Source organism: Sphingomonas sp. 35-24ZXX, from assembly GCF_000786215.1.
Taxonomy (GTDB): Bacteria; Pseudomonadota; Alphaproteobacteria; order Sphingomonadales; family Sphingomonadaceae; genus Blastomonas.
The window spans coordinates 919,321-942,373 of sequence record NZ_JROG01000004.1 but is presented as its reverse complement, the minus strand read 5'-3'; the positions used below and the strand labels follow the sequence as shown (position 1 = coordinate 942,373).

The 23,053-nt window shown below is 61.7% G+C and carries 24 protein-coding genes and 1 tRNA gene; 8 read left to right on the top strand and 17 right to left on the bottom strand.

Going from position 1 to position 23,053, the window contains the following annotated elements:
- Positions 1-23: 23 nt before the first annotated feature.
- From LI72_RS12590 to LI72_RS12565, 7 genes are all read right to left on the bottom strand, one after another.
- Complete coding sequence (locus tag LI72_RS12590; protein WP_033926119.1) at positions 24-1,109, bottom strand: reverse transcriptase family protein; 1,086 nt, start codon at positions 1,107-1,109, stop codon at positions 24-26.
- A 142-nt stretch (positions 1,110-1,251) separates the two neighbouring features.
- Positions 1,252-1,611 carry a hypothetical protein gene (locus tag LI72_RS12585; RefSeq protein WP_033926118.1) on the bottom strand — a complete coding sequence of 120 codons (360 nt, stop codon included), beginning with the start codon at positions 1,609-1,611 and terminating at the stop codon, positions 1,252-1,254.
- 2 nt (positions 1,612-1,613) lie between these two features.
- The gene (locus tag LI72_RS20045) at positions 1,614-2,474 is read right to left on the bottom strand and encodes a phosphoribosyltransferase-like protein (RefSeq protein WP_156139586.1); all 861 of its coding nucleotides are present in this window, start codon (positions 2,472-2,474) and stop codon (positions 1,614-1,616) included.
- 269 nt (positions 2,475-2,743) lie between these two features.
- The gene (locus LI72_RS12580; RefSeq protein WP_033926117.1) at positions 2,744-3,946 is read right to left on the bottom strand and encodes a tyrosine-type recombinase/integrase; all 1,203 of its coding nucleotides are present in this window, start codon (positions 3,944-3,946) and stop codon (positions 2,744-2,746) included.
- Positions 3,947-4,301: 355 nt separating this feature from the next.
- A complete protein-coding gene (locus tag LI72_RS12575; protein WP_033926116.1) occupies positions 4,302-4,793 on the bottom strand; it encodes a hypothetical protein in 492 nt (163 codons plus the stop codon).
- 729 nt (positions 4,794-5,522) lie between these two features.
- On the bottom strand, positions 5,523-6,098 hold the full coding sequence (locus LI72_RS12570) for a hypothetical protein (protein WP_033926115.1): 576 nt from the start codon (positions 6,096-6,098) through the stop codon (positions 5,523-5,525).
- A 449-nt stretch (positions 6,099-6,547) separates the two neighbouring features.
- Positions 6,548-6,634, bottom strand: a tRNA-Leu gene (locus tag LI72_RS12565).
- Positions 6,635-6,864: 230 nt separating this feature from the next.
- Between LI72_RS12565 and LI72_RS12560 the strand changes: the two genes are divergently transcribed.
- Positions 6,865-7,812 (top strand): complex I NDUFA9 subunit family protein, encoded by a 948-nt coding sequence (locus LI72_RS12560; protein WP_033926114.1) that lies wholly within the window; start codon positions 6,865-6,867, stop codon positions 7,810-7,812.
- A 6-nt stretch (positions 7,813-7,818) separates the two neighbouring features.
- Here LI72_RS12560 and LI72_RS12555 read toward each other — a convergent pair whose 3' ends face one another.
- Positions 7,819-8,415 carry a TetR/AcrR family transcriptional regulator gene (locus LI72_RS12555; RefSeq protein WP_033926113.1) on the bottom strand — a complete coding sequence of 199 codons (597 nt, stop codon included), beginning with the start codon at positions 8,413-8,415 and terminating at the stop codon, positions 7,819-7,821.
- 60 nt (positions 8,416-8,475) lie between these two features.
- Between LI72_RS12555 and LI72_RS12550 the strand changes: the two genes are divergently transcribed.
- Complete coding sequence (locus LI72_RS12550) at positions 8,476-9,399, top strand: metal-dependent hydrolase (protein WP_231562461.1); 924 nt, start codon at positions 8,476-8,478, stop codon at positions 9,397-9,399.
- Positions 9,400-9,515: 116 nt separating this feature from the next.
- Here LI72_RS12550 and recR read toward each other — a convergent pair whose 3' ends face one another.
- Positions 9,516-10,112 carry a recombination mediator RecR gene (recR, locus tag LI72_RS12545; protein WP_033926112.1) on the bottom strand — a complete coding sequence of 199 codons (597 nt, stop codon included), beginning with the start codon at positions 10,110-10,112 and terminating at the stop codon, positions 9,516-9,518.
- A 56-nt stretch (positions 10,113-10,168) separates the two neighbouring features.
- Here recR and fmt point away from each other — a divergent pair, with 56 nt between their 5' ends.
- Positions 10,169-11,074 (top strand): methionyl-tRNA formyltransferase, encoded by a 906-nt coding sequence (fmt, locus tag LI72_RS12540; RefSeq protein WP_033926111.1) that lies wholly within the window; start codon positions 10,169-10,171, stop codon positions 11,072-11,074.
- Positions 11,071-11,811 carry a tRNA pseudouridine(38-40) synthase TruA gene (gene truA, locus LI72_RS12535; protein WP_033926110.1) on the top strand — a complete coding sequence of 247 codons (741 nt, stop codon included), beginning with the start codon at positions 11,071-11,073 and terminating at the stop codon, positions 11,809-11,811. The genes fmt and truA overlap by 4 nt, the downstream gene beginning before the upstream one ends.
- 6 nt (positions 11,812-11,817) lie before the next feature.
- Here the strand turns inward: truA and LI72_RS12530 are convergent, their stop codons facing one another.
- The 5 genes from LI72_RS12530 to LI72_RS12510 all read right to left on the bottom strand — a co-directional run bounded on the left by LI72_RS12530 (position 11,818) and on the right by LI72_RS12510 (position 16,152).
- Positions 11,818-13,137, bottom strand: coding sequence for a sensor histidine kinase (locus tag LI72_RS12530; RefSeq protein ID WP_033926376.1), 1,320 nt, complete (start codon positions 13,135-13,137; stop codon positions 11,818-11,820).
- Between the two features lie 76 nt (positions 13,138-13,213).
- Positions 13,214-13,891, bottom strand: a complete 678-nt coding sequence (locus LI72_RS12525; protein WP_017670654.1) for a response regulator transcription factor — start codon at positions 13,889-13,891, stop codon at positions 13,214-13,216.
- Positions 13,892-14,021: 130 nt separating this feature from the next.
- Entirely contained in the window at positions 14,022-14,339 is a 318-nt protein-coding gene (locus LI72_RS12520; protein WP_033926109.1) for a PepSY domain-containing protein, read from the bottom strand.
- 111 nt (positions 14,340-14,450) lie between these two features.
- Positions 14,451-15,182 carry an SIMPL domain-containing protein gene (locus LI72_RS12515; protein ID WP_033926108.1) on the bottom strand — a complete coding sequence of 244 codons (732 nt, stop codon included), beginning with the start codon at positions 15,180-15,182 and terminating at the stop codon, positions 14,451-14,453.
- A gap of 118 nt (positions 15,183-15,300) precedes the next feature.
- Complete coding sequence (locus LI72_RS12510) at positions 15,301-16,152, bottom strand: D-amino-acid transaminase (protein ID WP_033926375.1); 852 nt, start codon at positions 16,150-16,152, stop codon at positions 15,301-15,303.
- Positions 16,153-16,273: 121 nt separating this feature from the next.
- On the opposite strand from LI72_RS12510, the gene LI72_RS12505 reads away from it, so the two are divergent.
- Positions 16,274-18,094 carry an ABC-F family ATP-binding cassette domain-containing protein gene (locus tag LI72_RS12505; protein ID WP_033926107.1) on the top strand — a complete coding sequence of 607 codons (1,821 nt, stop codon included), beginning with the start codon at positions 16,274-16,276 and terminating at the stop codon, positions 18,092-18,094.
- 163 nt (positions 18,095-18,257) lie between these two features.
- Here LI72_RS12505 and LI72_RS12500 read toward each other — a convergent pair whose 3' ends face one another.
- A complete protein-coding gene (locus tag LI72_RS12500) occupies positions 18,258-18,782 on the bottom strand; it encodes a DUF6456 domain-containing protein (RefSeq protein ID WP_197051891.1) in 525 nt (174 codons plus the stop codon).
- Between the two features lie 97 nt (positions 18,783-18,879).
- Between LI72_RS12500 and LI72_RS12495 the strand changes: the two genes are divergently transcribed.
- A complete protein-coding gene (locus LI72_RS12495) occupies positions 18,880-19,443 on the top strand; it encodes a helix-turn-helix domain-containing protein (RefSeq protein WP_033926106.1) in 564 nt (187 codons plus the stop codon).
- Between the two features lie 13 nt (positions 19,444-19,456).
- Positions 19,457-20,620: a glycosyltransferase gene (locus tag LI72_RS12490; protein WP_033926105.1), complete on the top strand. Its 1,164-nt coding sequence runs from the start codon at positions 19,457-19,459 to the stop codon at positions 20,618-20,620.
- Here the strand turns inward: LI72_RS12490 and LI72_RS12485 are convergent.
- The gene (locus LI72_RS12485) at positions 20,600-20,956 is read right to left on the bottom strand and encodes a PilZ domain-containing protein (protein ID WP_033926104.1); all 357 of its coding nucleotides are present in this window, start codon (positions 20,954-20,956) and stop codon (positions 20,600-20,602) included. The genes LI72_RS12490 and LI72_RS12485 overlap by 21 nt on opposite strands.
- Before the next feature lie 237 nt (positions 20,957-21,193).
- On the bottom strand, positions 21,194-21,445 hold the full coding sequence (locus tag LI72_RS12480; protein WP_033926103.1) for a hypothetical protein: 252 nt from the start codon (positions 21,443-21,445) through the stop codon (positions 21,194-21,196).
- A 576-nt stretch (positions 21,446-22,021) separates the two neighbouring features.
- Between LI72_RS12480 and LI72_RS12475 the strand changes: the two genes are divergently transcribed.
- Positions 22,022-23,008: an aldo/keto reductase gene (locus tag LI72_RS12475; protein WP_033926102.1), complete on the top strand. Its 987-nt coding sequence runs from the start codon at positions 22,022-22,024 to the stop codon at positions 23,006-23,008.
- Positions 23,009-23,053 lie beyond the last annotated feature (45 nt).

Here is a 23,053-nt window from a genome sequence, read left to right as displayed (position 1 = left end):
GTGATATCGAAAAATGTAAATTATCAGCTCAAAAAACCATCCTTATCGGAGAGTGAAGTGTCTCTTTTTACGAGAATGTTCTTCAATTCATTTAGGCGATCGAATACCATCTGAACACGTTTATTGTCAGGTTCCACGCTTTTCCAATAGGCAAAGCGTCCAAGATGGCGCTCCAGAGCAATGGGGTCTGCATCAACAGCATCGGCTAGATTCTTCAGTGCTAGAAAAGCCTGATTCCGAAAGCGGCGCCGTAGCTCACGCGGCAGTAGCATTCGGCCAGAGCCAATTGAGATGCCGGTGACAATTTTCTTGCGACCACGCTGGAAACGGATCTTGTGCGGATTTAGCGTGAGACCGGTTTCTTCGAGTGCCTCCTCCACAGCTTGAATGTCTTGATCGCTTACCCGGTCGCCAGACAATGCAATGTCGTCGACATATCGTGAAAAACGCAAGCCGCGTTTCTCCGCAAAGGTTTGCATCGTTGCGTCGAAATCCCGCATGACAATATTGCTCAGTTGTGGACTGGAGGCGCCACCTTGCGGCAAATGCCCCATGTAGCTGCACAGCCTAGCCAACAAAAAGGCCACGTTGGGAGGATACCCAGCCTCGTAAAATATCTCAGTTATCTTTTTGACACCTACGCTCTCGAAGAAGTTTGCAATATCAAGGCATAGGATCTGGGCGTTTCCAATGTGAACCCGCGCATTGGTTATGTTAGACCGGCCGACCACATATCCATGTGCCGCTGAATGCGTCGGAAACTTCCGAAGGATGAACGCGTCGACCCATCGCTGACAGTGCAACAGCAAGGGAGTTGGCGCAAGGATCGTCCGCTCGTCCCCGCTTCGTTTCGGAATAGTAAAGGACCGATAATGATGCTCGGGAGCGCTCGTCAATCTACCAAATTCTACGGGCGTTGTTCCGAGTAACTTGCCAAGATGCGAGCCTTCGAAGATCGGAGGCAATCCACGGCTTGCCATCTCTTCAATAAAATGGAGGTAACCCGCAATTAAGCGCTTCCGACGACTGCCGTTCTCCTCAAAGAAGGATTGCCACTGCCGGACATCGACTTGAAAGTTCGACGCGATGGTGCGGATACTATCCGTCATGATAATTTGCTAGAACTACTATATTATGTAGTTCTATGAGCGCCGTAGGTGCTCATCGGTGATCGAATGATCGCCGAGCATCTAACGGAACCCTTAGCAACCGAGGCGAACCCACCTCTAAGTCTAACCGCACCATCGCTATTCATCCGATAACCGCTCCCTCAGGTCCGCGCAACTTCCGATAGAAAAACTGGCGATCAACCCTCCCCACATCCGGCAGATAGGGCTGTGAAGGATCAAGGCCCAAGCGCTCTTCGATGCTCCATGGCCGCTCCTCTTCGAGGAAAAAGCGATGGCGTCGCTTGAACAACCATTCTCGCGCGCCTCTGTGTAGTACGAAATGGACACCGTCGAAATCCGCAAGCCCCACCTTCGCGAAAAAGCGCGCTGCGTACAGAATCTCGGCTGGAGACAGCCTGTAACTAATATGCAGACTGTAGAGGTCAACTTCACCTTCGCTAAAATATATAGCTCTTGCCAGCTCTCTGATGGAGGAACGCATTTTTATGTCCTATGCATCACTGGATTACGGATTCCGTTTTTTAGCTTCCTCCACCAAAATACCGGAAAGACATTATTTGGTGTATTTCCGCCATGTCGAACGTAAACTGCTTGCTGCTGCCTCCATCCAAGACGGAAATCTCCAAAGTTTACCTTTTTATCAATTTCCTTTTCAAGGATATCTTCGAGTTCATTCATTCGACTTAGGGCGTCGACAAGCGCCTGACCTGTAAGATAATCGGACAAGCCTTTTTTGACAGGTACCATGCATTGAACGGCATATCCTGCGGCCTGAATGTTGGAGATGCCTTCCTCGCAACCGGCAGCAGTCAGCACACGCAAATCAACGGAGATCCCTGCATGCCCTGCAGCATCAGCAAACCATTTCAGCGCCTTCAACATGCTTTCACCAGAGCCGACAAAATCGTCTGCAATAACAAGTGTATATCCATCTTTTGCCGCTTGAATCGCAGGACGGAACGCAACATAGAATTGCTGCTTCTTCCAAGCTAGGTCAGCCCATTGACTCGACTTAAGCTGATTGAGAACTTCTTTTGAAATATCGATATGATCTTTGTTGTTTGAGCTGACGAATAAAGTAGTCTTTGGGTCAAGCTCCCACACTGTCTCGACATATTCCCTCATTGCGTTGATTACATCGACATATTCGCTTGCAGAAACGTAGGTTGTGCGGCCAAGAAGGTCGATAAGCATCTGACGATGCAGATCGCTTGGGCAAGCCTCAAGAAGCTCGGTGAACTCACGATCCTTCGTGCCCAACCACCGCTGTGCGCAAATCAGGCGCAAGGCGGATTGAAAAATGGCACGTGGAAACGTTGAGGACGTTTGGGCTGGATTGGTCATCTTACCAGCGTCGCCTTTCCCTATCCGGCATTTTCAATCCTCTAATCGACCTCACGAATCCCGTATAATCCACGCTAGCCTCGGGCCGTCAATGGAACAACGGCAGTGTCGGTTTGTGCGTTCCGTTTCTAGGGCCCGCTAGATTGCCGTTTGGCTTGGTATGGGCTGGGGCAAAACCTTCCGGTCGACCACTGCTCAATTACGGTGGGAGCGACGCGCCTAGCATCTCGGTTACAAAGAGGCGCTTGTGCACCGCTCCCAATGCTCGCCTAATCAAAGCCCTGAACTGCCTTAAGGCCATCGAGATAGTCGCTCCACCACTGCGCCATCTTTACACGCTCGTCCCAGTACTGGCCGCGGTTGTACGTGCCGCGAATAGCGTTGCTGTCGCCGTGGGCTAGCGCGCGTTCGATGGCGTCGGGATGCCACAAGCCACTTTCATTAAGCAGGGTCGATGCCGTCGACCTGAAACCGTGCGCCGTCATCTCATCTTTGCTGTAGCCCATACGGCGAAACGACGAGTTGATGGTATTCTCGCTCATTGGGCGCAGCCGAGTGTGGAAGGCTGGGAAGATGTAGCCTTGCCCCCCGGTGATCGCCTTCAGCTCTCTGAGCAGATCAAGCACCTGACGTGAAAGGGACACGGCGTGGGTGCGCCGCGCCTTCATCTTGCCTGCGGGGATGGTCCAGATCGCCTTCTCGAAGTCGATTTCCTGCCACTCGCCGTGGCGCATCTCGCCCGGTCGGACGAAAATGTGCGGAGCCACTTTGAGCGCGAGCTTTGTGATCGGGTAGCATTCAAACGCGTCGATGGCGCGCAGCAGCTCGCCCAGCTTTTCCGGTTCGAGGATTGCTGCATAGTGCCGCGCTTGCGGGGTCAGCAGCGCCCCCTTGAGGATGGCCGTCGGGTCCGTGGTGCAGCGCCCGGTCGCAGCGCCATAGCGGAACACCCGGCTTGCGAAGGAGCGGCACTTCTTGGCGGTCTCGCGGTTGCCGCGCGCTTCCAGCTTCTTGAGCGGGGCGAGCATCATCTGCGGGTCGACATCCGAAATCGGCATGTGGCCGATCGCAGGCTTGAGCAGATCGAGGAACCAGCGGGCCTTGAGCAGGGTGGCCTCGGCGCGGCCTTCGCCGACCATTTTGGTATCGATGTACTCGCGCGCGACCGACTCGAACGTGTTGGCGGCGCTGATCTTGGCCGTTGCCTTGTTCTTCTTTCGCGTCAAAGCAGGGTCTTCGCCTTTTGCAATACGCAGCCTGAGTTCGTCCCGCTCCATGCGGGCCGACTGAAGACTAACTTCAGGCCAGGCACCAAGAGCGATCCTCTTTTCTTTGCCGCCTACATAATACTTCAGCCGCCAGAGCTTCGAGCCGTTGGGGAAGATTTCCAGGTAGAGGCCGCGCTCATCGGCGCGCTTGTAGGCGGTATCACCGGGCGAAAAAGCTCGGATTTGCAAGGCTGTCAGTGACATTTGGGGGCATGACCTTTCGCCAGAAAGGGGCATGAGGGGGCATATGCCCCGCTCCATGCCCCTGATTGTGGGGGCACGGCCTGAAACAGCGTGAAACACGCGGCATCAAAATCCTCCAGAAAATGGCAGATTTCTGCGGTTTTTTCAAGGTTTTTGATGCCACTCCCGCAGGAGTTTTGGTGCCCAGAAGAGGCAGGTTCGAGTCCCTCATAGGAACTCATACTGACCGCCAAGCTGCTGAAAGGACTCAGCTTTCCCCACATGGTGCCACATAGGGCGTCAGGAAAGCGCAGAGGAAAAGGGTGACTGGAAGGGTGACTGTGATTGTGCGTTGGCAACTGGGTAGGTGGTCGGTTTAGAGCGTTTCGGCGGTTAGCGATGCACGCTCTCGGTCGAGAAGTTTTTGATTGAACTCAGCTTGAGTGAACTCCTTGAAGACAGGGGTTTGAAGCTTCTTTTGAAGCTCTCCACTGACAAGCTGGTTAGTGGTATCGAGGGCACCTTCAAGCTTGGCTATCTCCTCCCTCTTCTCTGCAATCTTTTTCTCGATGCTTTTTGCGCATGAAGCGAACTCCTCCTGAATCTCCTCCAGAGTGGCGGGGAAGATTGAAACGTCGTTATCGCCTCTCATAACGTAGATTGAAGCTTCCATCTCCGAGTACGACTTTTTATACTCAACAGCCTCTATATATGTCTTTTCGCCATCGTTGTAGATAGCTTTAACGATACCGAAGAAAGTAGACCTGCTGTATGAACTATCATCAAAGCGCTTGTATATGTCACCTTGAGCTAGATTTGTAATTCGTATAACGTTGGCTGAAGCCTGAACGATACTTTTTGTTTGCATATTTTGTGTGAATTTTAATTCCTACTCCATGCGCTAAGGAGTACACCATAACGCAAGGAGTAGGGTACTCCTTATAATTCCTACCCAGTTGTCAAAGTGCAATCTATCTAAATACCATTGAACCACAAAGTAGTAATGATGCAATTGGAGGATGTGTATATGTTGAAAAGCAAAAAAGGGCACCCCATTGCTGAGGTGCCCTTTTTCTAAAGCAGCCTGGTGATGGAGGCTAACCACGAAGCCAGCAGGAGCACATTGCACCCGATGGCCAGACGGTAGACTTCACCGTTCGGCTTGCTGGCTTCGATAGCGAGGAACACCATGGTGTTCTCCTTCTATCTCGCACCCGGACCCATGCCGTAGCCGACGGGGTGCGCAAGGCCAGCGTTGTGGAGCTTTTACCGATATCAGTCTTAGGAGGTGGCTCCACACACGCTTCGACTATCTCGTGCGAATAACATGGGGAAGCGGTGGGGCTTTTCAAGGGCTTTTTGAAAAGGGTGACTGGAAGGGTGACTGGCGCTTTCTATCTCGCTTAAAAACCTAAGTATCTCAGATACTTAGGTGAGTAGTGGTGCCCAGAAGAGGCAGGCTCGAGTCCCTCATAGGAACTCATACTGACCGTCAAGCTGCTGATCTGGCTCAGCTTTTTACTCATGCTGCCACATGGGGTGTCAGGAAAGCGCAGAGGAAAAGGGTGACTGAAAGGGTGACTGGAAAGGAGGTTTCTCAGTCGATTTTGATGCCATCTAAGACTACGCGAGCATTTGCCATCGCCCTGCGACTCATAGTCCGTTCAAAGGCACGCTGCTGTCGTTCGACATCTATCATGACTGCAAGGAGGCGCAGCACTCCAGCCAACGATGTTGGGGTCCCGTCCTTCTCCTTGTCGACACCTTTTGGTAGAGAGGAGCGGAGTTTCGTCTCGTCCTCGAGCTTCACGACGTAATCAAGTTGATGCGCTATTTTGTTGCGAATTGCGTTGACGACCTTGATTGGCGGAATGTGTCGAGGATGCAGGAGACCCATCGCAGCTACCAGCTGCAACTTCTGTGAGAAACCTGTTCGGTCAAGCTGGAGGTGCCGTGGGAACGGGACATGTTCGCCGAGTAGCCGAGTGACGACATGATCGAGATAGAGGTGCGCCTGGATGAAGGCCTGGGCTGGGTCATCATCCCGCACACGCTTCTTAAGCAGACCGATATCGAACGAGAAGACAGAAACCTCAGCTTTGATTTCGTCTTCGGTTTTTTTGACCAGTGCGATGTCCTCTGGAGTGGCTCTGTGAGATTTATCAGTAGCCATCAACCATAATCCTCGCAATGTCCGTCGTTGATGCGCTCGTGCTCCTACACCAAGCGAAACGGCATCGTCGGTCTTAGCACTTTTGGCAAAACCTAAGGCTAAAATTCTTCCCGCCAGTTATCTCCGACATGGACGTTCACCATGCTTGTACTTGGGCTAGGACACCAACACACCAACTATGTTGCTTTGATGATTGGCTCGCGCCAGTTGGCTAGTTTCGTGCGTAGGTCGCGGATACCCGACTTATACCCTCACTTACTAGCAATTCCAACTGGAGCGAACCGACCATCATTCCGAAGTTAAGGATAGCAACGAACAGAACATTTGTCGAACATGGACTAGGGATAATGGGCACCAAAAACTTGGTCCCGAAAGGGTCACCAAAAGGGTGACCGGCGCTTTCTATCTCGCCTAAAAACCTAAGTATCTCAGATACTTAGGTTAAGTAGTGGTGCCCAGAAGAGGACTCGAACCTCCACGCCCTTGCGAGCGCCAGCACCTGAAGCTGGTGCGTCTACCAATTCCGCCATCTGGGCACGGGGTAGGAGCGCGCCACTAGCCTGCCTGTTTGCAGGCGTCAACAGCCTCGTGCATCAATCGTCAAAGAAATTGTAGCGGCAGGGCTTTTGCGGGGGCGAAAGGGCAACTGCGGCGTTGCGCGGCGCGTTTGGCTGTTGCAAAGGCGTGAGGCGAGACGCAGTGCGTCGGCGCGCGAGCCCGATCCGGCGGCGCGGCGCGGACGCGGCAACATCACGGGACGGATAGCATGCGCGACAGTTTGATCACGATTTTTGGCGGCGGCGGGTTTCTGGGTCGGCACATCACCCAGCAGCTGACGGCGGCAGGCGCGCGGGTGCGGATCGCGCAGCGCAACATCCGCACCGCGCAGGACGTCAAGCCGCTGGGCAATCTGGGCCAGACCCAGCTGATCGCCGCTGACATCCTGAAGCCCGAATCCGTGGCGCGCGCGGTGCATGGCGCCGATGCGGTGATCAACCTGGTCGGGATCCTCAAGGGCGATTTCGACGCCTTTCATCATCGCGGCGCGGCCCATGTCGCGCAGGCAGCCGCAGCAGCCGGCGTACCGGCGCTGGTGCACGTGTCCGCCATCGGTGCCGATCCGCAATCCAAGAGCGGCTATGGCCGCAGCAAGGCCGAAGGCGAGGCCGCAGTGCGCGCCGCCTTCCCGCAGGCGACGATCCTGCGCCCATCGATCGTGTTCGGCCGCGAGGATCAGTTCGTCAATCGCTTCGCCGGTTTGATCGCCGCGCTGCCGATCGTGCCGATCATCGGTGGCAAGGCGCGGTTCCAGCCGGTCTATGTCGAGGACGTCGCCGATGCCGTGGTCAAGAGCCTGGCCGATCCGGCGCGATTTGGTGGCCGCACCTTCGAGCTGGGTGGCCCGGAAACGGTCAGCATGGCCGATCTCAACAAGCGCATTGCACGCGAGATCGGCGTCGATGCGACGTTCATCGACATGCCCGATTCGCTCTCCGGGCTGATGGCGGGCATGACCGGCTGGCTGCCCGGTGCACCGATCACCAGCGACCAGTGGGCGATGCTGCAAACCGACAATGTGGTGGCAGACGGCGCCGAAGGGCTCGAAGCGTTCGGCATCACCCCCACCCCAATGGCAGCGGTGATCGGCGACTATCTGGTGCGCTTCCGCAAGCACGGGCGCTTCGGCGTGCGCGCCAAGGGCAAGATCGACTGAGCCGGATCAGGCGGACAGCTCTGTCCGCCATTGCTCCAGCGACGCGCTGAGCTGCTTTTCGGCCAGCGCCCGGCCGGTATCCCGTGCGAGCCCCAGCGCGCCTGCCAGTTGCGCCCCCATCAAGGCATCGCCCAGCGCCATGGTGCACAAGGTCAATGTGTCCTCGTGCAGCGTCCGGCCTTCGGGCGCGTGTTCGGCGAGTTCATCGACCAGCTGATGGATCGCCTCGACAATGGGGTCGAGCGCATCCTCATTGCCCGACAGCAGCATCCAGCAGGCCAGCGCCCCTGCCCCCTCCCGGTCGAACGCATCGAACGCCATGTCGACGATATCGCGCGGCGTGCCATCGCCATTGCGCAGGCGGATCACCGCCGCGCCGATCATCTGGCAGATCGATTGCGCCAGATATTCTGCCAGCGCCTTCTGCAAACCCGATGCGGACCCGAAATGGTGGAGCAGATTGGCATGCGTGCGACCGATTCGCCCGCTCACCGCTTTGAGCGTCACCGCCTGCGGACCGGTTTCGATCAGCAATTCGCGCGCAGCGGTCAGCGCCGCAGTGCGGCTTTGCTCGGGACTCAGCCGTCTTTTGGCTATTGACATCTATGTAAGTAACCTTATTGTCATCAGTGTAAGCAACACCCCAGCATTATGGACCCCGCCATGAACGCTCCGCAATCCTTTTCAACGCCTGACGCTGCAACCCTGGCCTCGCATGGTCGTCAGCACACGCCGGCCGATCTGGAGCTGGTCATCCGCGATCGTCGCTTCGGCCGCGACAGCAAGATGCGCCGCTGGTGGATGGGGGGCGATCCCATCGGCACCGCGTTCTACAACGCGCTGTCGGTCACCTTCCCCAAGGGCGAAGCGTTCTTTGTCGAGAGCGTCAAGGCGTTCCGCGAAGGCACGCCCGAGCGGCTCGCCAACGAGATTCGCGCCTTCGTGAAGCAGGAAATCAACCACACCCGCGAGCATGTCGCGTTCAACCGCCGCGTGGTTGAGGCCGGCTATGACGTCAAGCTGCTCGAAGAGCATGTCGATCAGGCCTTGGCGCTGACCAAGGGCCGCCCTCAGATCGCCAACCTCGCCTCGACCATGGCGCTCGAGCATTTTACCGCGATCCTCGCGCAGCAGCTGCTCGCCAACCCGAAGCACCTGAACACCGCCGACGCCGAATCGCGCGATCTGTGGCGCTGGCACGCGATGGAAGAGATCGAGCACAAGGGCGTTGCCTTCGACACCTGGAACCATGCCACCAAGGACTGGAGCCGCTGGCAGCGCTGGAAGGTCAAGTCGCTGGTGATGCTGGTGGTCACCAAGAACTTCCTGCATCACCGCGCGATCGGCATGCTCGAACTGCTGCGGCAGGATGGCCTGACTGGTCCCAAGGTCTGGGCACAGCTGTTCTGGTACGCCTTCGGCAACCCCGGCATGGCGCGCAAGATCATCCTGCCCTGGATGAGCTATTTCCTGCCCGGCTTCCACCCGTGGAAGCACGACGACCGCCATCTGATCCAGCTCGCCGAAAGCGACTATCAGGATGCGGTGATGGCCAAGGCCGAACCGGCGCTGGTTCCGGCCGAGTAACACTCCTTACCCAATTCCGCTTGTCCCGAGCGTGTCGCGGGACGTGATCGGAAACGGTCGCGCGTGCGTCCCTCGACATGCTCGGGACAAACGGGGGAAGGCGCTATGCGCAGACCCTACACCATCGGCTTGCGCGCGCGCAGCGCCTGCGCCAGCGTGCCCTCGTCGAGATAGTCGAGCTCGCCGCCCATCGGCAGGCCCTGCGCCAGCTGCGTCAGACGCACCGGATAGCCCTCGAGCCGCTCGGCGAGATAATGCGCGGTGGTCTGCCCCTCCAGCGTCGCGTTCATCGCCAGCACGACCTCGTCGATGCCTCCCGCCGCGACGCGGGCGACCAGCGAGGCAACGCCCAGATCCTCAGGGCCGATGCCATCGAGCGCAGACAATCGTCCGCCCAGCACATGATAGCGCCCGACGAACAGCCGCGATCGATCGAGCGCCCACAGGTCCGACACCTCCTCGACCACGCACAGGCTGCGCGGGTCGCGGCGCGGATCGGTGCAGATACCGCAGGGGTTCTGCGTATCGACATTGCCGCACAATTCGCAGGTCGAAAGGTTGGCGCGCACCCGCTCCATCGCATCGACCAGCGGCGTGAACGCGGTTTCGCGCTTCTTGAGCAGATACAGCACCGCGCGGCGCGCCGAACGCGGCCCCAGGCCCGGCAAACGGGCGAGCGCGGTGGCCAGGTCCTCAATCTCTTGCGATGCCATGGTCTGAGCTTTAGGGGCGACGTGAACCGCCTGCAAAAGAAAAGTCACCCCGCCACATGCGCATCGCCTTTATGGGAACTCCCGATTTCGCCGTGCCGACGCTGCAGGCGTTGGTCGATGCCGGGCACGAGATCGCAGCGGTCTACAGCCAGCCGCCGCGCCCGGCGCATCGCGGCAAGAAGCTGACCCCCTCGCCCGTCCACCAGCTGGCGGAATCGCTGGGGCTTGAGGTGCGCACCCCGGTGTCGCTGAAAGGCGAGGATGAGAAGGCCGCGTTCGCCGCGCTGGACCTCGATGCCTGCGTGGTCGCGGCCTATGGCCTGATCCTGCCGCGTGCGGTGCTCGACGCGCCGCGCCACGGCTGCCTCAACGTCCACGGGTCGCTGCTGCCGCGCTGGCGCGGGGCGGCGCCAGTGCAACGCGCGATCCTTGCAGGCGATACGGCAACCGGCGTCACGATCATGCAGATGGAAGCGGGGCTCGATACCGGGCCGATGCTGCTCAAAGGCAAGACCCCGGTAGACAGCAAGACCGCGGGCGAACTGACCACAGAAATCGCCGAATTGGGCGCGCAGCTGATGGTGCAGGTGCTGGCGGACCTTTCCGCATATCCGCCAGTGGGGCAGCCGGAGGATGGCGTCACCTATGCGGCCAAGATCGACAAGGCCGAGGCACGGCTCGATTTCACCCGCAGCGCGGACGATGTCGAACGCCAGGTGCGCGCGTTCAATCCGATGCCGGGCGGGTTCTTCGAGCTGAACGGCGAACGGCTGCGGGTGCATGCAGCGGAGATCGTTGCCGGCAGCGCAGAGCCAGGCACCATCCTCGACGACCGCCTGACCATCGCCTGTGCAGACGGCGCGATCCGCCCGCGCATAATCCAGCGCGCAGGTCGCCCGGCTATGCCGCTCGATGACTTCCTGCGCGGCTTTGCCGTCGCTTCGGGCACCACGATCGCATGACCCGTTTCGCGCTGACGCTGGAATTTGATGGCGGTCCATTCATGGGGCTGCAGCGGCAGGCGCATGGCCCGAGCATCCAGCAGCATGTCGAGGAAGCAGCGGCCGCGATCACGGGCGAAACCGTGATATTGCATGCCGCCGGCCGCACCGATGCAGGCGTGCATGCGCTGGCGATGCGTGCGCATCTGGACATCGAAAAAGCCATCGACCCATTCCGGCTGATGGAAGCACTGAATGCGAAATTGCGGCCGCAGCCGATCGCGGTGCTGGCCTGCGAGATCGTCCCCGACGACTGGCATGCGCGGTTTTCGTGCACCGGGCGGTCCTATATCTACCGCATCACCAACCGCCGCGCGCCGCTGACGCTGGAGCGGGGCAAGGCGTGGCAGGTCTCTGCCCCGCTGGATGCCGATGCGATGCACGCCGCCGCGCAGCATCTGGTCGGCCATCATGATTTCACCACCTTCCGCTCGGTCCACTGCCAGGCGGCCAGCCCGATCAAGACATTGGACCGGCTCGATGTCGTGCGCGATGGCGAGGAGATCGACATCCACGCTGCGGCCCGCTCGTTCCTGCACCATCAGGTGCGATCTATGGTGGGGTGCCTGGTGCTGGTCGGGCGTGGCAAATGGTCGAGTGCTGATCTGAAAGCCGCGCTCGACGCGCGCGATCGCGCGGCCCTGGGCTTCAACGCGCCGCCCGACGGACTGTATTTCGCCGGGGCGACCTACGAATAGCCTTCGCTAGAGCGCGCGCGGCAGGCGCAGTCGCACCAGCAGGCCGCCCAGGTCCTCGCTCTCGTCCAATTCGACCAGCCCGCCATAGATCTCGGCGACATCGCGCACGATGGCGAGGCCAAGCCCCGTCCCCGGCTTGCCGGTATCGAGCCGCGCGCCGCGATCGAAGATGCGCACGCGTTCGGCCTCGGGAATGCCGGTGCCATCATCCTCGATCCAGATGTCGACCAGCTTGGGGTCGGCGGCATCCTTGGGGTCGACGGTGACGAACACGCTGCCGCCGCCATATTTGCCGGCATTCTCGACCAGATTGCCCAGCATCTCTTCCAGATCCTGGCGCTCGATCGCGACCGAGGCGGTCTTGCTCCCATCGAGGTCGCAGCGGACATGGGGATAGAGCCGCACCACCGCCCGTTCGACCGCCTGAGCGCTTTCCCACACGTTCGCGCGTGCCAGCGCCTGGCCGCGCCGGCCGACGGCACGGGCGCGGGCGAGGTGATGATCGACCTGGCGGCGCATCACCGCCGCCTCGCGGATGACCGTATCGGCCAGATCATCGGCGCGCGCGGTGGCGCTGTTCATCACCACGGTAAGCGGCGTCTTGAGCGCATGCGCCAGGTTGCCCGCGTGCCGCCGCGCCTCTTCGGCCTGCTTCTCGTTATGCTCGAGCAGCGCGTTCAGCTCCTCGACCATCGGCATCACCTCGATCGGCATGGGGTCGCGCACCCGGTCCATCCGGCCGGTGCGCATCGCCTGGATCGCCTCGCGCACCTTGCGCAGCGGCCACAGACCATAAAGCGTCTGCAGCCCTGCCAGGATGATCAGCCCCAGCGCCAGCAATGCAAAGCTGTAGCCCAAAGTCTGGCGCAGCTGGCGGATCTGCAGGTCCATCGCATCGCGCGACTGGGCGACCATGAACCGCCAGCGCACCTTGGATCCGGGCAGATAGATCGACTGTTCGATGATCCGCAGTTCGTCATCGGCAAACTGGTCGCTGTTGTAGACATGCGGCTGCGCGTCGCTGTGCGGCGTCTCGACTCTCAGGGCTCGGTCCCAGAGCGAACGCGAGGTGAAGTCCGAATGCCCGTTGCCGCTGATCTGCCAGTAGAGGCCGCTGTTGGGTTCCAGAAAGCGCTGGTCGCCGAGCGGCCGGTTGAAGAACACCTCGCCATCGGGCCCGATCTCCGCCGAGGAGATCATCGCGGTCAGCACATATTCAAGCTGATCGTCGAAGCTGGTGGTGATGGTGTTGGTAAGAATGCGGTCGAGCGCCAGCCCGCCACCCAGCAGCAGCACGAAGATCCATGCAGCCGCGATGCCGATCATGCGGCGGCTGAGCGACCCGGTATTGGGCAGCGGCGCAGGCGGCGGAGTGGCCGCCTCGCCGTGCGCCTGCAGGGTGTCAGCTGCCGGCACGCTCGACAGGGTCTTCAAGGCTGTAGCCCAGGCCGCGGATCGTGGTGATCACATCGGGGCCGAGCTTCTTGCGAATGCGCGTAACAAACACCTCGATCGTGTTGGAATCGCGGTCGAAATCCTGGTCGTAGATATGCTCGATCAGCTCGGTGCGGCTGATCACCTTGCCCTTGTGGTGCAGCAGATACGACAGCAACTTGTATTCCTGCGCGGTCAGCTTCACCGGCTCACCATTCAGCGAGACCTTGCCCGAGCGCGTATCCAGCCGGACATCGCCCGCGGTCAGCTCGCTCGATGCATTGCCCGAGGCGCGGCGGATCAGGGCGCGCAGCCGTGCAATCAGCTCTTCGGTCTGGAAAGGCTTGGCGAGATAATCGTCCGCCCCGGCATCGAGCCCGGCGACCTTGTCCGACCAGCTGTCGCGCGCGGTCAGCACCAGCACCGGGAAGGTGCGGCCTTCCTTGCGCCACATGCCCAGCACGGTCAGGCCGTCGATCTCGGGCAGGCCGAGGTCGAGGATTACCGCATCATAATCTTCGGTCGAGCCCATGAAGTGACCATCCTCGCCATCGACCGACAGATCGACCGCATAGCCAGTGGCCTCGAGCGTGGACTTGAGCTGTTTGCCGAGAGTGGGTTCATCCTCGACGATCAGAATACGCATGGGCAACTCCTGCGATATGGGTGCTGGGGCTTCAGAGCCAAAGGCTGCGTAAGCCGGAAAGGACCCCATATCGGGGAAAAGGGCGAGGGTTACAAGTTCGGGGGCTCAACGGCGGATGACGGCGGCGCTCTCAGCCCGCCTGGCGCAGGATCGCGCCGGTACGGGCATCGACATCGACAAAGATGACCCTGCCAGCATCGAGGAACTTCAGCCGGTAAACCTGTGATCCGGCGTCGTATTCGGGACCCAGATACTGCATGCCGCGCATCTTGGGGAGAATGCGGCCCTCGATCTCGCGCAGGGATTTCACCTGGCCTGCCATGAACTGCTCGCGCGCTTCGCTCTGCTCGCCGCGCCGCTTGCCGTCGATCGCATCGGCCGTCGGCGCGCTGGCGACCAGCGTGGCTGCGAATGCTGCAGCAGACACAAGGGTGGAGAACGATGTCATGGCTTACCAATATCCCCCGATCATTGAATAGCGCCTGAATACCCCGCTAACGCCTTTGTCAGCCTTTGGCCAGTGGCTGGTCGGCCCCTGGCCAAAGGTTGAGCGGCAGGCTTACCGCGTCATCTGATAGGTGACGTTGACCGTCACGCTGGTGCCCACCTGGCCACCCTCGACCGGCGGCGCGGCGGCCACCATGTCGCGTGACGCCATCACCTTCATTTCGCCACCGCCAAATGGCGAGGCGTTGTAGGTGGCCTCCGACACGGCGAGCACCTGCACGCCGGTAAAGCCGACCCGGCGCGCATAATCCATCGCCTGGGCCTCGGCGCGCTTCATCGCCTTGTCGCGCGCCTCGCGCTGAGCGGCGCTGTCATCGTCAATGCTGAAGCTGGGCCCCGACAGGTTGTTGGCCCCCTGCGATACCACCGAATCCAGGATCGCGCCGAGCTTGTCGATCTGGCGCACCTTGACCGATACGGTGTTGCTGACCTGATAGCCGATGAAGCGTGGCTGGCGGCCATCGGTGCCATACTCGTAATCCATGGCGAGGTTGATGCCCGATGTCTGGATGTCCTCGCGCTTGATGCCCAGGGCCACGATCTGCTTGATCACCTTGTCCATGTCCGCCGAGTTCTGGCGCAGCGCGGCCGATGCGGTCGGGGCCTTGCTGGTGACGCCGGTGCTGAAGGTCGCCGTATCGGGCGCGCCAAGCACGGTTTCGGTCACACTCAGTTCGACCACGGGCGCGCCGGCGCTGGGGGTCACCTCTACCGCCGCCATGGCAGGCGTGGCAGCGGCTGCCAGAATGGCGAGCGGCAGGGCGCGGACGAAAATAGCGGTCATTCGTTGGTCTCCGGACTGATGCATCGCGCTATGGCGAATGAAAGGGCTATGCAGGATCGGGGGTGTCGCATGGCTGAACGAGGGTGTCAGACGCGCGACAGCCTTGTAAACATTTGGCTTACCCCGCCGCGCGGGCCTGATCGATATAGGCCTTGCGCAGCGCCATCGTCTCCATGCCCGGGCGGCCATCGCCCACGCTCAGCCCGTCGATCTCGACCACGGGCATCACGAACAGCGATGCCGAGGTGACGAAGGCTTCGGCCGCGCCCTGCGCCTCGGCGATGGTAAACGGCCGCTCTTCCACGGTGATGCCGCTGGCGCGCGCGATATCGATCAGGCTGAGACGCGTGACGCCAGGCAGGATGTGATGGCCGAGGTCACGCGTCACCAGATGCCCGTTCGGGGTGATGATGCACGCGTTCTGTGACGTGCCTTCGGTGATCACGTCGCCCTCGACCAGCCAGACATCATCGACCCCGGCCGATTTCGCCTCCATCTTCATCATGCTGGCATAGAGCAGTTGCACCGTCTTGATGTCGCGCCGCCCCCAGCGCCGGTCGGGCCGGGTGATGATGCGCATGCCGCGCTCGGCCATCGGATTGGCGACCAGCTTGCGCGCCTGGGTGAACGCGAACACCGTGGGCGGCGTGCCTGCAGCCGGGAAGAGAAAGTCGCGATCGGCAGCCCCGCGGCTGACCTGCAGATAGATCGTCCCTTCGTCGAGCGCATTGCGATCGGTCAGCGTCGCCAGAATGCCGGGCCAGTCGGCCGCGGCGACATCATGCGCGATCCCCATCTCCGCCAGCGACCGCTCCAGCCGCGCCATATGCGCCGCCTTGTCGATGATGCGGCCGCCGAGAACCGAGAATACCTCGTACACCGCATCGGCGAACAGCAATCCGCGATCGAAGATCGAGACATGCGCCGCATCTTCGGCGACATATTGCCCGTTGAGATAGACTGTGCGCATGGCCGACCCTTTCTTGTTGAACGCGTGCGGTCTTGCGACGGGGGCGGGCGGCGGGTCAAGCCGGTTGTCGGCACCGGTGCAGGGATTGCGCCGCGCAGCGCCCGCGCCTAAGTGCGCCAACATGTCTACACCCCCCGTCCTTTCATACGAAGACCTTGGCCTGATCCAGGGCACCGGCTGGCTGTTCCGCGATATCAACCTGCATGTCGGCCCGCGCGACCGGCTGGCGCTGATCGGCCGCAACGGCGCGGGCAAGACCACGATGCTGCGGCTGATCGCCGGCGATATCGAGGCCGATCGCGGACGGCGCACCATTCAGCCGGGCATTCGCTGCGTGATGCTGGCGCAGGATCCCGACTTCAAGGGCTTCGAGACCTTGGGCGACTGGGCGCTGGCAGGCGAAGACGCGCCGCCTGCGCACGAAGTCGCTGCGATCGCCGACCAGATCGGGATCGACCTGTCGCGCGAGGCCGCTACCGCCAGCGGCGGCGAACGCAGGCGCGCCGCAATCTGCCGTGCGCTCGCCAGCGATCCCGATGTGCTGCTGCTCGACGAGCCGACCAACCATCTCGATCTTGCCGCGATCGACTGGCTGGAAAGCTGGCTCGGCCGGTTTACCGGCGCATTCGTGGTGATCAGCCATGACCGCACCTTTCTGGAGCGATTGACGAAGCAGACGCTGTGGCTCGACCGCGGCAATCTGCGCCGTCAGGAAATCGGATTCGGCGGCTATGAGGCGTGGATGGAGCAGGTCTATGCCGAAGAAGCCCGCGCCGCCGACAAGCTCGACGCCAAGCTGAAGATCGAGGCACACTGGCTGGAGCGCGGCGTCACCGCGCGGCGCAAGCGCAACCAGGGCCGCCTTTCGAAGCTGTGGGAAATGCGGGCCCAGCGCGCCGCGATGCTGGGGCCGCAGGGCACCGCGCAATTGAAGGCGGTGAGCGACGACAGCAAGACCAAGTCGGTGATCGTCGCCGACCGCGTGTTCAAGACCTTCGGCGAAGGCGAGGCCGCGCGGACAATCATCAAGGACTTCTCCCTGCGCGTCCAGCGCGGCGACCGCATCGGCATCGTCGGCGCGAACGGTGCGGGCAAGACGACGCTGATCCGCCTGCTCACCGGCGAACTGCAGCCCGACAGCGGCACGATCACGCTCGCCAAGACACTCGACGGCGTGATCATCGACCAGCAGCGCAAGTTGATGTCACCCGAAAAGCGCGTGCGCGACGTGCTTGCCGAGGGTGGCGACTGGATCGACGTGCGCGGTGTGCGCAAGCACATCCAGGGCTATCTCAAGGACTTCCTGTTCGATCCCGGGCTGGTCGAGGCACGCGTCGGCACGCTTTCGGGCGGTGAACGCTCGCGGCTGCTGCTGGCGCGCGAATTCGCCCGCGCGTCGAACCTGCTGGTGCTCGACGAACCGACCAACGATCTCGATCTCGAAACGCTCGACCTGTTGCAGGAGGTGATCTCTGATTACGACGGCACCGTGCTGATCGTCAGCCACGACCGCGATTTTCTCGATCGCACGGTGACTGTGACGCTCGGGCTCGATGGATCGGGCGTCGTCGATGTCGTTGCGGGCGGCTATGCCGACTGGGAGGCCAAGCGCAAGCAGCGCACGGCCGATTGGGTGAAATCGAACCGCAGCAAGGCCGATGCCGCCGCAGCCGCCGCCGCCGCGATCCCCAAGCCGGTCACGCAAAAGGTCAAGCTGAGCTACAAGGACCAGCGCGATTACGACACATTGCCCGAGCGGATCGAAGCGATAGAAGCCGCAATTGCGCGCGACGAGGCGGCTTTGTCGGACCCCGGTCTCTACACCCGCGATCCCGCAAAATTCGCCGCGCTGACCAAGGCGATCGATAAGGCCCGCGAGGAAAAGGACACCGCAGAAATGCGCTGGCTGGATCTGGCCGAGCAGGTCGAGGCGATGGGGTGACAGACTCTCCCGTCCCGCTGGCGGGAGGGGTGGCTGAGCCGTAGGCGAAGACGGGGTGGGCTGGTGCTACTGACCGCGCTGGCAGCCCACCCCGGTCCGGCAAGCCGGACCTGCCCCTCCCGCAAGCGGGAGGGGAAAGCCAAAGATGGCTCCCCCTCCCCCCTCACGGCAGCCGATAGAAATCCGCCAGCCGGTCGAGCGCCAGCCGCAGCACCAGCCGCCCGGAGCGTACTGGCCAGCCCAGTGCTTTTTCGGCGAGCGGCATCGCCTCGCCCGAACAGATCACCCGCCAGGCGATGTCGTTGAGGTCGCGCCCCAGGGCGGTCATCGCAGCATCAAAGCGCTGACGCGCCGCAGCCTGGCGTTCGGACGGTTCGAGATGATCGCTGCTGCCGCGCGCGCCGCGCGATAGCGGCGCTGCGTCCCAGCGCATGGTAATCGACGGGGAAAGGCTCGCCCGCTCCCAATCGGTGCGCAGCTTTTCGCCCGCGTCGAACTGCCGCTGGTCGATCAGGCCGCGTGCCAGCAGCCAGCCCAGCGGGGATTCGGCCAGATTGACCGTCACCGATCGCGCCGGTCGCTGCCCGCCGCGCACCCTCGCGCCGACCGTGTCGCCTTCGATCACCCGCTCGGCAAGCAGCCTGCCCTGCTCTGCCCGCACTGCACCCGCTTCATGCCTGTTGCCCATGTCATCACCCCGTCTGGTTGGTCTGATGGAAAAACCATTGCCATGCAGGTTGGAATGTAGGAAAGATATTTCTCCAAATAGGTTAGGATCGCATGCCATGATCAACCGTATCCGTGATGTCCGCCGCGCCCGCAACATGACGCTCGACGATGTTGCCCGCCGATGCGACCCGCCGACCACCGCGCAGACGATCGGGCGGCTGGAAACCGGCACGCGAACGCTGTCGATCGACTGGCTCAACCGGATCGCTGCGGCGCTCGAGGTTGAAAGCAGAGCGCTGGTCAGCACCACCGCGGCGGCAGATCTGCCGGTCGTCGCGCTGCTCGCCGCCGACGGTGCTCGCGCGCTCACTTCGGCGGAGCGCGTGCTGCCGCCCGCGCCGAGCGGCCATCTCGTGGCGTTGCGCGTGACCGCCAGCGTCGGGGAATACCGCAGCGGCGACATCCTGTGGTTGCGGCGGGTCGAGCAGGCGGATCTCGCGAGCGCGCTCAATCGCGATGTGCTGGTGCCGCGCCCGGCGGGGCGGTTCGTGTTCGGGCGGCTGATTGCGCGTGATGGCGGGCGGATGCAGATATTGCCGCCCGGCGCCGGCACCCGCCAGCAGGTGGTGAGCGATCCTGCCTGGCTCGCGATGGCAGAAACGTTAATCCGCACGCTGTAAGACCAGCCGCGACATGCGCATCCTGACCCTCGCCACGCTGTTTCCCCACGCAGCCCGTCCCAATTTCGGCATCTTCGTCGAACGGCAGACTGCCACTCTGGCGGAACGTGACGGGATGGATGTCACCGTTATCAGCCCGCAGGCGATACCACCCTGGCCACTGTCGCGGCACGCGCGCTATCGGGCGCTGACCGCCTTGCCACTACAGGAAGACTGGCGCGGGCTGAACGTGTACCGCCCGCGCTTCCTGCACCTGCCCGGCATAGGCGCGCATTGGCAACCCTTGCTGATGGTCCGCGCGATCTGGCCTCTGGTGCAGCGGCTCCATGCCCTGCAACCGTTCGACCTGATCGACGCCGAGTTCTTCTTTCCCGATGGTCCGGCTGCGCGCATCCTGGCGCAGCGGCTGGGCATTCCCTATTCGGTCAAGGCGCGCGGCGCAGACATCCATTACTGGGGCCATGCGCCCAAGACCCGCGACATGGTGCGGCAAGCCGGGCGGGATGCGTCCGGCCTGCTCGCGGTATCGGCCGCCATGCGGCAGGACATGGTTGACCTTGGCATGCCGGCCGACAGGATCACGGTGCATTACACCGGCTGTGATCAGCAAAGATTCCTGCCCCAGGATGGTGCAGCGCTGCGCGCCGAGCTGGGCATCAGCGGGTCCATGCTGATCAGCGTCGGCGCGCTGATCGCCCGCAAGCGGCAGGACCTGGTGATCCAGACGCTGACAGAGCTTCCCGGCGTCACCCTGGTGCTGGCAGGTGCGGGCGAAGAAGAGCGCCGATATCGCGAGCTTGCCGCCCAGTTGGGCGTCGCCGACCGCGTCATCCTGGCAGGCGCGCTGCCGCATGCCGATCTTCCGCACTGGCTGGCTGCGGCCGATGCCATGGTACTGCCATCGAAATCCGAAGGGCTGGCTAATGCCTGGGTGGAATCGCTCGCGTGCGGGACGCCGATCGTGATCAGCGATGCGGGCGGCGCAGCGGAACTGCTGACCGATCCGGCAGCGGGCCGTATCACCGAAGCGCAGCCCGCAGCCCTAGCAACGGCCATCCGTGACGTGCTCGCGCAGAACCCGGATCCGTCACGGGTGCGTGCGACGGTCGCGAACTTCACCTGGCAGCGCAATGCAGACGAGCTGCAGCGGCATTTTTCAGCTATTCTTGGGCGGTGACTGGCGCTCGCGCAAGGTGCGGATGATGCGGTTGCAGATCGTCGGGCTCAAGGCCTCGGCAAAATGGCAGCCGATCAGACGCCCTTTCACCCAGGCGACCTGGCCGACGATCGGATCGATCCCGTCGATCAGCAGCGAGATCGGCGCTCCCATCCCGAGCGCGAGGTCGCTTTCGAAACGGCAGCCGGTGATCGACAGGTTGGTTAGCGTGACCGTGCAGCGACGACGGCCCTGGTCGACCAGTTCGGCTTCGATATGGACATTGATGCGGATCGCAAAGCGGCGGTCGGTCGCCTGCTGGCGCCCCGTTTCCCGCTTTGCTTGCGTCGCTGTCATCCGTTGTCTCCGAAAAACCCTGGCCACAGCCCGCGCAATTGCACCGCACCGTGGCTGAGGCCCGCATGACATAGCGGCAAGACGCTAACCGGTCGTAAACGTACGTTAAAAAAAGTGGCCAGCGATTGGACGACCGACCTCCCGGGTGGCCGGACCGTACCCCACGGGGTAGCCGGACAATAAAAAACGCCCGGCAGCCTTCAGGGCCGCCGGGCGTCTTTCAAAACTTTGCCTTGTTCAGGCGAAGCTTGGCAGAAGCTTACTTGGCTTCTTCAGCCGGAGCAGCCGGAGCGGCTTCAGCAGCAGCGTCTGCACCAGCAGCGGCGCCAGCTTCAGCACCGGCTTCGGCGCCGGCTTCCATGCCAGCTTCCATGCCAGCTTCGGCGCCTTCAGCGGCCGGAGCTTCCATGGCTTCTTCAGCAGGAGCTTCAGTGGTTTCTTCGGCAGGAGCTTCAGCAGCTTCTTCCGGAGTGCATGCTGCGAGAGCAAGGAGGCTAGCGGCGGCGAAAACCGGGCTCAGCTTAAGAATGGACTTCATGGTACTTTTCCCCTTCGTTGCGGAAACAAGAGCCCGCGTTTTATCGACACCCTAGGGACTCTGGCAAGACATATTTCTTGCGCTGGCGCAGGAAGGACACGCCGAAAGGCCCGACCCCTATCCCCCGCACCCTTGGGAACCGTGCATATAGCCGGTTTGATAGGGGCCGAAAAGAGGATAAAATACTGACAACGCATGTGTCTTTTCCGCAGATGCGAATGCGTCCGAATACGGCCGAAGCGGGAAGCGAGCAGCACCGCAAACGCACCACGGCGAGTGTCATTCTCGGCCATTTTACCATATCATATCAGCGGCTTGGTAAAGGCTGACGGCAGCAGGGCGACGCTGCTGCCTGACCGCCCATCAGGGCCGATGTCGCCCAGCAGCCCAACGTTCTGCCCCCAATGCTGCAATGCGGCAAGGATGGGCCGCCCTTCCCCGAATCATCGGCTTGACCCGCTCGCCCGATCTGTGCGAGCGCCGCAGCGATCCTGATCGCCACCGCTCATCCAGTAGGAAGACGCCCCGTGACCACCCGATACATCAACGCAACACCCGTCAACGCCATCGGCCTCGGCTGCATGTCGCTCAGCTGGGGCTATGGCACATTGCCCCCGCGCGAGATGGCCACAGCGCTGCTCAATCGCGCCCTGGATCTTGGCTACGACCATCTCGATACCGCCAATATCTATGGCTTGGGCCATAACGAGACACTGATCGGCGAGGCGCTCAAAGGCCGGCGGGGCGAGTTCTTTCTCGCCACCAAGATGGGAATCGTGATCGAAGGCGAAAAGCGCGGCATCAACTGCCGCCCGGAGGCGATCCGCCGCTGCATCGATGAATCGCTGACCCGGCTTCAGACCGACCATGTCGACCTGTACTACATGCATCGCCGCGACCGCGACGTGCCGATCGAGGAATCGGTCGGCGCGATGGCGGACCTGATCAAGGCGGGCAAGATCGGCAGCATCGGCCTGTCCGAAATGTCCGCCGAAACCCTGCGCCGGGCATCGGCCGAGCATCCGATCGCCGCGATGCAGACCGAATATTCGCCCTGGACACGCGAACCCGAGATCGCCGTGCTGGAAGCGTGCCGCGCGCTCGGCACCACCTTTGTCGCCTTTTCGCCGGTGGCGCGCGGCGTGCTGGCCAATGGCATTCAGGACATCGCCGCGCTGGAGGAAAAGGACCTGCGGCGCGGCATGCCGCGCTTCAATGCGGACAACTGGCCCGCCAACCGTGCGCTGGTCGATGCGCTCTGCGCGATCGCCGCCGAATTCGAGGTGACCCCCGCCCAGCTGTCGCTGGCCTGGGTGCTGTCGCGCGGCGAGCACATCGTCGCGATCCCCGGAACCGCGTCGATCGCGCATTTGGAAGAGAATTTCGCGCGCGCCGACTGGACCATCCCGGCAGAGGCGGCGGCCCGCATCGACGCGCTGATCAACGAGCGCACCGTCGCAGGCCCGCGCTATGGCGAGGCCATGCAGAAGACGATCGATACGGAAATGTTCTGATAAACGGGCCTACCTTGCGATTAATTTGAACGGCTAGTAGTTACG

Excerpts from the sequence above, each read along its gene's own strand:
- truA (WP_033926110.1), top strand. The coding sequence starts at position 11,071 with ATGACCCGTTTCGCGCTGACGCTGGAATTTGATGGCGGTCCATTCATG.
- fmt (WP_033926111.1), top strand. The coding sequence starts at position 10,169 with ATGCGCATCGCCTTTATGGGAACTCCCGATTTCGCCGTGCCGACGCTG.
- LI72_RS12510 (WP_033926375.1), bottom strand. The coding sequence starts at position 16,152 with ATGCGCACAGTCTATCTCAACGGGCAATATGTCGCCGAAGATGCGGCG.
- LI72_RS12525 (WP_017670654.1), bottom strand. The coding sequence starts at position 13,891 with ATGCGTATTCTGATCGTCGAGGATGAACCCACTCTCGGCAAACAGCTC.
- LI72_RS12530 (WP_033926376.1), bottom strand. The coding sequence starts at position 13,137 with ATGATCGGCATCGCGGCTGCATGGATCTTCGTGCTGCTGCTGGGTGGC.
- LI72_RS12560 (WP_033926114.1), top strand. The coding sequence starts at position 6,865 with ATGCGCGACAGTTTGATCACGATTTTTGGCGGCGGCGGGTTTCTGGGT.
- LI72_RS12550 (WP_231562461.1), top strand. The coding sequence starts at position 8,476 with ATGAACGCTCCGCAATCCTTTTCAACGCCTGACGCTGCAACCCTGGCC.
- LI72_RS12485 (WP_033926104.1), bottom strand. The coding sequence starts at position 20,956 with ATGACAGCGACGCAAGCAAAGCGGGAAACGGGGCGCCAGCAGGCGACC.
- LI72_RS12590 (WP_033926119.1), bottom strand. The coding sequence starts at position 1,109 with ATGACGGATAGTATCCGCACCATCGCGTCGAACTTTCAAGTCGATGTC.
- LI72_RS12575 (WP_033926116.1), bottom strand. The coding sequence starts at position 4,793 with ATGCAAACAAAAAGTATCGTTCAGGCTTCAGCCAACGTTATACGAATT.
- LI72_RS12585 (WP_033926118.1), bottom strand. The coding sequence starts at position 1,611 with ATGCGTTCCTCCATCAGAGAGCTGGCAAGAGCTATATATTTTAGCGAA.
- LI72_RS12495 (WP_033926106.1), top strand. The coding sequence starts at position 18,880 with ATGATCAACCGTATCCGTGATGTCCGCCGCGCCCGCAACATGACGCTC.
- LI72_RS12490 (WP_033926105.1), top strand. The coding sequence starts at position 19,457 with ATGCGCATCCTGACCCTCGCCACGCTGTTTCCCCACGCAGCCCGTCCC.
- LI72_RS12570 (WP_033926115.1), bottom strand. The coding sequence starts at position 6,098 with ATGGCTACTGATAAATCTCACAGAGCCACTCCAGAGGACATCGCACTG.
- LI72_RS12500 (WP_197051891.1), bottom strand. The coding sequence starts at position 18,782 with ATGGGCAACAGGCATGAAGCGGGTGCAGTGCGGGCAGAGCAGGGCAGG.
- LI72_RS20045 (WP_156139586.1), bottom strand. The coding sequence starts at position 2,474 with ATGACCAATCCAGCCCAAACGTCCTCAACGTTTCCACGTGCCATTTTT.
- LI72_RS12505 (WP_033926107.1), top strand. The coding sequence starts at position 16,274 with ATGTCTACACCCCCCGTCCTTTCATACGAAGACCTTGGCCTGATCCAG.
- LI72_RS12555 (WP_033926113.1), bottom strand. The coding sequence starts at position 8,415 with ATGTCAATAGCCAAAAGACGGCTGAGTCCCGAGCAAAGCCGCACTGCG.
- recR (WP_033926112.1), bottom strand. The coding sequence starts at position 10,112 with ATGGCATCGCAAGAGATTGAGGACCTGGCCACCGCGCTCGCCCGTTTG.
- LI72_RS12520 (WP_033926109.1), bottom strand. The coding sequence starts at position 14,339 with ATGACATCGTTCTCCACCCTTGTGTCTGCTGCAGCATTCGCAGCCACG.
- LI72_RS12580 (WP_033926117.1), bottom strand. The coding sequence starts at position 3,946 with ATGTCACTGACAGCCTTGCAAATCCGAGCTTTTTCGCCCGGTGATACC.
- LI72_RS12515 (WP_033926108.1), bottom strand. The coding sequence starts at position 15,182 with ATGACCGCTATTTTCGTCCGCGCCCTGCCGCTCGCCATTCTGGCAGCC.